A 7940-nucleotide genomic window follows, 5' to 3' on the forward strand; every position below is an offset into this window, starting at 1 on the left:
GTATACCGCTGAAAACAAGAAGTTAAATGTTAAGAATGACAGCGTCGCTTGGTTGCAGGCAAACGTCTATTTCTAACCTCAATAGGGCTGCTTAGCAGCCCATTTAATCTCAATCTTCTTTTAACTATTCTTCTACCTCATGAACAAAGGATTGGTACTTATTATGATCAAATTCTTTATTGAACGCCCCAAATTCGCTGTCGTCATTTCGATTCTAATCACTCTTATCGGACTCATATCTGCATTGAGTCTGCCGATTGGTCGCTACCCTGACGTCGCTCCTCCAACCGTTGAAGTTTATGCCGTAATGGACGGCGCTGATGCTTCAATAGTGAGTAAAGTTATTGCCCCAACCATTGAACAAAAAGTGAATGGTGTCGATGGAATGCAGTACATGAAATCAACGTCAAACAGCGATGGTTCATACTCTCTAGAAATCACCTTTGAACTTGGTGTTGATCCAGACCAAGCGGTGACTCTTGTACAAAATAGAGTCAACATGGCGACGCCAGAATTGCCACAAGGGGTGGTTAGAAATGGCATCACTGTCGAGAAAATCACCAGCGGCATGATCATGGGTATGGCGATCTATGATCCGACGGATGCGCTAACTGATATTGAAATTAGTGGTTTTGCTGGTGGTAATTTAAAAGAAGCGTTACAGCGTGTACCTGGAGTATCGAAAGTTGATGTGCTTGCGGAAAAAAAGTACTCCATGCGAGTTTGGACTGACCCTGTAAAACTGGCGAAATACCGCGTTAACATCATTGATGTCCAAGACGCGATTGTCGAACAGAATCGGATTGCCTCTGCAGGTCGAATTATCGGCGGTGTGAGCGAATATACTTTATCGGTAAAAGGCGGCTTGTCTGACGCTGAAGAGTTTGAAAACATCATCGTTCGAGCTGATCACAACAGTCATGTCGTACGTCTAAAAGATGTTGCGCGCGTTGAACTTGGCGCTGAAACTTACATTGCCAATGCTTATATGCAAAATAAAGCGGGTGCCATTATTTTTATCTACCGCTCTCCAGATGCTAACGCGATGGAAGTCGGTGCGGGTGTAAAACAGGTACTTAGCGAAATAAGAATGCCAGGTTCAGTAGAAGCACCTGTTATTTATGATACGACTGAGTTCATTGAAGCGGCTATTGATAACGTAATAGAAACACTGGTTATTGCCGTTGCTATCGTTTCCTTAGTGACGTTGGTCTTCATGCAAAGCTGGAGAACCACCCTAATTACCATTGCTGCCATTCCAGTTTCACTAGTCGGTACCTTCGCAATCATGAGTGGCATGGGAATCAGCATTAACATCGTTTCTATGTTTGGCTTGGTTTTGGCGATTGGTATTGTCGTTGATGCGGCGATTATTGTGGTCGAAAACATTGAAAGGATCCTCCACGAACACCCAGACTACACAATAAAACAAGCAGTAGAGATCGGTGGCAAACAAGTCGTCACGCCTGTAATTGCCTCTGCTCTAGTGTTGTTGTCAGTCTTTGCTCCAACATTATTTCTATCAGGTATGACGGGCATTATTTATAGTGAGTTCGGTATTGTACTCAGTGCATCGGTCGTTGTTTCTACCGTCGTCGCTTTAACATTGACGCCTGCTATGGCCTCGATGCTGATGCGTCGTGAGCATAAAGGACGAATCGCTTTAGCACTTGAAAATACCATTCAGTTTGGGGTTAATCGATTTACTTGGCTCGCGAAAAGCGCGGTACGTATTCCTCTCATTGTATTGGCATTGTTTGCCGCAATGAATTATTTCAACTACGAATTAGGTACAAGTTTACCTTCAGGGTTAGTGCCCAATGAAGATACCAGTACGGTATTCGTGGCAGCGAGCTTTGATGCGGGTGTATCACTTCCTGTAACAGACAAAGTTATGTCGGAACTTGTCGAGTCGTTCAAACAAATTGACGGCGTAAAGGGCGTCGTATCTGGGGCGGGGCTCAATCTTATTACGAGCGCACCAGAAATGAACTCTATGATGATGGTGCTTGCATTAACCCCAATGGACGAAAGAGCGCTTTCGGATGTTGAAATTGCTGAAGTAGTCAGTGAAGAGATGAAAAAACATGAAGGTCTACAGGGCTTTGGTTTTACGCCTCCTGCTATTCCCGACCTTGGCCTAGTTGATGGTGTCGAGTTCGTTATCAAAGATGTAAACAACGTATCACCAACCGAAATGGGAGAGGTGGTGAATGACTTTATTGCGAAAATTTCTGAATCTGAGCATGTCGGTTTTGCTTCAACTCAATATAAAGTCGATAAACCAGGCATTGAACTCGATATTGATAGACTGAAGATCAAACAGCATGGGTTCAATGTTGACCAAGTGATTGACGCTCTACAAGCCTATACTGGCGGTATGTATATCAATACCTTCAACATGCAAGGCCGAAACTACCGCGTTATGGTGCAGAACGACAAAGAATACAACGACAATATTGAAGAACTTGGCAAGGTAAGAGTCGCGTATAAAACCGGTGTGACCATTCCTATCGCCTCTTTGTTCAACGTTGAGCATAAACTTACGCCAACGTTCATCACTCGTCACAATGCACAGCAAGCTGTTGCGATTAACGTAATACCAACAGTCAGCACTGGCAGTGCAATGCAAGCGATTAATGATATTGAGCTGCCAAAGGGCTTTAAAATTGAATACACAGGTATCTCTAAACAAGAAATTGAAGCCGGTAACGCTGCGCTTTATGCCTTTGCCATGGCCCTTGTCATCACTTTCTTAGTACTTGTTGCGCAGTATGAAAGCTGGTCAATCCCAACCATTATTATGCTGACTGTACCGAGTGCAGTGATAGGCATCATTGGTGCTGTGAATTGGATTGGTGGCGACTTCAATATTCTTACGCAAATTGCGGCGATATTGCTCGTGGGCATGACGGTTAGAAATGCCATCTTGATCGTTGAATTTGCGAAAGACCTAAGAGAAAACCAAGGCTACAGTATTGAAGACGCAGCGGTAGAAGCGATCAAACTCAGAACGAGAGCGGTTGCGATGACGGCACTGAGTTTTGCGGTTGGTGTTGTTCCACTTATGTTTGCCGATGGTATTGGTCATGGTGGACAAAATGCGATTGGTTTTGCAAGTTTCGGTGGGATAATCTCAGCCACACTGATTGGTGTTATCTTGTCGGCCGTTTTCTTTGTCATCATTCAACGACTGCGAGAAAAAATTAAACGCACTGCATAGAGTTAAGGAGTTCTAGAGTTTAGGATTTCAATTCAAATCTCGTTCTAGGTGACTAGGACGAGATTTTTTGATTCCAAGATAGGCGAGGGAAGGGGATAGTCTTTTATATAAACGAATCGTAAGGGTATTCATGAAGTTGTTTGGTTAAGTGAGGGTAGTTAGGTTGAGTAGAAAGTAGAAAAATGGCGTGAGTAATATGAGTTACTTACGCCATCATTTAGAGGGACTTATTTATCCAGGTTTATTGAGCTGTGCGTTTAGACAGACGTTCACGCATTCTTTGTAGTGCAATGAACAGAACCGGAACGACTAAACAACCGATGAACGTCGCAGCAAACATGCCGCCTAAACTGGTGACACCAAGCGCATTTCGGCTTGCCGAACCTGCTCCGGACGCGATAACAAGTGGAACCACGCCTAGAATGAATGAAAGTGCCGTCATTAATACCGCTCGGAGACGAAGTTTTATCGCTTCTTTACCTGATTCAATGATGGAAAGCCCTTTTTCTTCACGCAAGACTTTAGCAAACTCTACGATCAGAATTGCGTTACGAGAGGCCATACCAATTAACAAGATGAGGCCAACCTGAGTATACAGGTTTACTGTCCCACCGCTGATGGCAACCGCGCTGAACGCACCAAACAGTGCAGTAGGCACACACAGTACAATGGCTAACGGAATGATCCAACTTTCATATTGTGCCACTAAGAATAGGTAGGTAAACAACAGAGCTAACCCGAACAGCGCGAGCGCGCCGTCGCCCGCTTCCAATTCTTGATAAGTGATGCCCGTCCATTCGGTGGCATAACCCGCCGGTAATGATTGCTTCGCAACATCTTCCATGACTTTAATAGCATCACCCGAGCTGTAACCGTCAGCAGGCATAGCAATCACTTGCGCTGTATTGTATAGATTGTAACGAGCCGTGTTATCTGAACCGACTAGCGGTTGATACTGAGCAAAGCTCGCCAGAGGAATCATTTGGCCTTCGGCGTTTTTCACAAATACCTGATTAAGGTCTGACTCCTCATTACGATAGGCCTGCTCTGCAAGTAAGTTAACTTGATAGTTCTTGCCGAACTTGGTGAAGTCATTCACATACATGTTACCCATCATTGCCGCGAGTGTGCTATTAACTTCGGCTAAATCGATGCCGAGAATCATCGCTTTCTTACGGTCAATATCTAAGTACAACTGCGGAACATTTGCGCTATAAGTGGTAAACGCCAATGCAATTTCAGGACGACCATTGAGCTCACTAAGGAAGGTGTCTAAAGTCGGGCCCATGGCTTCGACACTTCGACCATTTAGATCTTCAACTTGCATCGTTAAGCCGCTAGCAGAGCCCATTCCTGGAATAGCGGGCATAGAAAACGCCATACCTGTGATGTCTATATTCTCATCAATCAAAGCTTGGGCTTGAGCGACAATCGCGAATTCAGAGGTTTCTGGTGTTTGACGTTCACTCCAGTTCTCTAAAACAACAATCATCATGCCTGAGTTTGACGCTGCCGCCCCCTTGAGAAGGCTATAACCTTTAGCAGCAACGACGTCGGCAACGCCATCAAGACTTTTCACTTTTTGAATCATGTCTTTGACCATTTTATCAGTGCGGTCAAGAGATGCTGCTTCTGGCAGGTTCACATCAATCATGAACGAGCCTTGATCTTCTGATGGAATGAAGTCAGAAGGTAACTGATTCGCTAGGAAACCAGTCCCGGCAATCAGTGCAATGAATAGACCCGCTGCCACAATCATACGGCGAGCAAAGAAGTTGACGCTAGAGACGTAGCCTTGAGTCAACTTTTCAATCGCCTGATTAAATCTAAACAAGAAACCGCTTGTCGGTTTTTCTTCGTGGCGCAGCATGATTGCGCACAAGGCTGGGGTTAATGTCAGTGCAACAACAGTGGAAATAATGGTTGATACAGAAATAGTCACACCGAACTGCTGGTACATTTGGCCAACCATACCGGGCGCAACAGAGACTGGCCCGAACACTGCGAGTAATACCAAGGCTGAAGCAATCAGTGGCGCTGTTACCTCTTTCATCGCTTCCGATGTTGCTGTTTGAGCATCAAGGTGTTTTTCTTCCATTAAACGCTCAACGTTTTCAATTACAACGATCGCAGCATCAACAACAACACCAATCGCAAGAATCAGACCGAACATTGAAATGGTATTGATATCGATACCCATCATTGCCATGACAACAAAGGTGCCGACTAATGAAACCGGAATGGCAATACTTGGAATGAGCGTTGCTCTCCAGCTTTGCAAAAATAGGAAGGTAACAATAACAACTAATGCAACGGCGATGTAAAGCGTTTCGAACACTTCATCCATTGATACTTTAATGAACTCTGTGGAATCGTAAGAGATTTTGTAATCCATACCATCAGGAAAACGCTCGCTTAATGTTGCCATGGCGGCACGAACATCTTCACTCACTTGGATAGCATTGGCTCCAGGCGCTTGATAAATTGCCATGATAGGGCTGTCGTATTCGTTAATGCTCGCGAACGCGGCATATTGTTCAGCGGCTAGCTCAACACGAGCGACATCTTTTAGATAAATGATGCTGCCTTTATTGTCGGCTCGTAAAATGATGTTTTCAAACTCAGTGGCATCCGCTAAACGTCCCTTTGTTTGGATCGTATATTGGAATACTTGATTCCCAGGGGAAGGCCTTTCGCCAAGTTTACCCGCAGCAACCGTCGTGTTTTGAGCCGAAATAGCGTGTGCAATATCGTTTGAAGAGATGCCTTTCGCGGACATTTTCTCAGGGTTTAACCATACTCGCATAGAGTAGTTTTGCTCACCGATCAGCTGTACTTTACCAACACCCGAAACGCGCAGTAACGCATCTTTAATATTGAGCGAAGCATAGTTAGAAAGGAATAAGTTATCGAATTCATTGGTTTCTGAAAAAGTGTTCACCGTCATCAAAATTGAGTTAGCGACTTTCTCAACCGTTACACCTTGCTGCTTTACCTCATTAGGCAATTTTGCCATTGCTTTGTTAACGCGGTTTTGCACCAATACTTGTGCTTTATCGGGATCTGTGCCGATTGCAAACGTTACGTACGCCACATAGGTGTTGTCGTTATTAGACTTAGATTCAATATAAATCATGTCTTCAACGCCATTGATTTCCTGTTCAATCACTGTCGCGACCGTATTACGAATCGTATTGTGGTCAGCACCAGGATAAACCGCAAATACTTCAATTGACGGTGGAACAATGTTAGGAAATTGCGCGACAGGCATTTTCATTAACGTTAATAAGCCTGCCAAAGTCATTACGATCGATAAAACAATGGCGAATTTGGGTCTTTTTATAAAGAAATCAGCCATTGTCTTTGTCCTCTAGCGTGACGACGGTGCTTCCAGGTCTAACTTGTTGTATACCCGTAACGATGACGTGATCGCCGACATTCAGGCCTGAATTAACAAGCCACTTATCATCAACACGTTGACCTAAATCTAGGTAGTTTGACTGCACCAATTTATGTTCATTAACCGTTAATACAAATCGGCCGCCTTGATCTTCTTGGACGATAGACTGAGGGACAAACATTGCTTCTTCAGCCTGTGTGCTTTGCATGTGCAAAGTGACGTATTGCCCTGGCAAAAGAAGGTGTTCTGGGTTGTTAAACTTAATGCGAACGTTGATGCTGCCCGTTGTCTCATCAACTTGATTGTCGATGAAATTAACTTTCCCTGGTTGCTGATAGAAAGAGCCATTTGCAAAAGCTAACTTTATTGCAGGGGGACTAATATCCTCACCTTTCTGAAGTTTGTCCTGAAGCTCATTAAGATATTGTTGTTCATTTATTTGTACCTGAACGTACATTGCTTCGTTACTGACTAGGTGGGTCAGTGATTGGCTTCCTTGTGTAACCAGATCGCCAACGCTCACGAGGCTCGCACCTATTTGACCAGAGAATGGTGCGGTCACACGTGTATGTGAGAGTTGAATTTGAGCTTTGATCAATTCAGCGTCGGCGGCTTTCACTTCGGCAAGCATCGCATCCGATTCCGCTTTAATTTGTTCTATCTCAAAGCTACCCAGCGCATTCTTCTCACCTAATAGTTGCGCCTTTTCTAGTTTCTTTATCTGAAGAGCGTATTGGGCTGATTTTTGTTCTTTAAGGGCTTCTAATCGCAGTACTTCCGTTTGGTATGGGGCGGGGTCTATCACGTAAAGTAGGTCACCCTTATTGATTTGGCTCCCTTCAATAAAAGCACGTTGAATAATGTGGCCTGAAACCTTAGGAATAATGTCCACACTGTCGATCGCGCTTGTTTTGCCTACAAATTGAGTTTGATAGAAAGAGGGTTGTAGAGCGATTTTTTGCGTCGCTACCTCAGTCGGTTCGTTGACAGTGACACTCGATATTTCTGTACCACATGCGGACAATAGAAGTGGAATTGCTAGAACTAAAGACGATTTAAACGTGCTCATTTCGGTACCCATTATTATGTGATTTTCGCGAGCATAGCGCTTATTAATTAACAGAGGGTAATTAGTTAGTATGTGAAAAACCGATAGGACAAAAATTGGCTTAATGGCTTTCATCCAAGGGTTTGAAGGGTAAAGAAGTTTATGTTTTATAAAAATCATTAAGTGACGTGGCGTCCAGTATTTCTCAAGGGGATATATATGTTGAATTCTATATTTTACGAATTTCATCTATTAACTATCTAGATATA

The 7940-nt window shown here is 43.9% G+C and carries 3 protein-coding genes; 1 reads left to right on the forward strand and 2 read right to left on the reverse strand.

What is annotated here, in order from left to right; all coding sequences use genetic code 11:
• The first annotated feature begins 163 nt into the window (after positions 1-163).
• Positions 164-3223 (forward strand): efflux RND transporter permease subunit, encoded by a 3060-nt coding sequence (locus BCU12_RS07820; RefSeq protein WP_102403780.1) that lies wholly within the window; start codon positions 164-166, stop codon positions 3221-3223.
• 241 nt (positions 3224-3464) lie between these two features.
• Here BCU12_RS07820 and BCU12_RS07825 read toward each other — a convergent pair whose 3' ends face one another.
• Together BCU12_RS07825 and BCU12_RS07830 are read right to left on the reverse strand one after the other, a co-directional pair.
• Positions 3465-6581 (reverse strand): multidrug efflux RND transporter permease subunit, encoded by a 3117-nt coding sequence (locus tag BCU12_RS07825; RefSeq protein ID WP_102403781.1) that lies wholly within the window; start codon positions 6579-6581, stop codon positions 3465-3467.
• Positions 6574-7692, reverse strand: a complete 1119-nt coding sequence (locus BCU12_RS07830; RefSeq protein ID WP_157939862.1) for an efflux RND transporter periplasmic adaptor subunit — start codon at positions 7690-7692, stop codon at positions 6574-6576. Before BCU12_RS07830 ends, BCU12_RS07825 begins: the two co-directional genes overlap by 8 nt.
• Between the last annotated feature and the right edge of the window lie 248 nt (positions 7693-7940).

This window comes from Vibrio sp. 10N.261.55.A7 (assembly GCF_002877365.1).
Taxonomy (GTDB): Bacteria; Pseudomonadota; Gammaproteobacteria; order Enterobacterales; family Vibrionaceae; genus Vibrio.

What these genes read in the sequence shown, in the direction of transcription:
- BCU12_RS07820 (WP_102403780.1), top strand. Translation starts at nt 164, where the DNA reads ATGATCAAATTCTTTATTGAACGCCCCAAATTCGCTGTCGTCATTTCG.
- BCU12_RS07825 (WP_102403781.1), bottom strand. Translation starts at nt 6,581, where the DNA reads ATGGCTGATTTCTTTATAAAAAGACCCAAATTCGCCATTGTTTTATCG.
- BCU12_RS07830 (WP_157939862.1), bottom strand. Translation starts at nt 7,692, where the DNA reads ATGAGCACGTTTAAATCGTCTTTAGTTCTAGCAATTCCACTTCTATTG.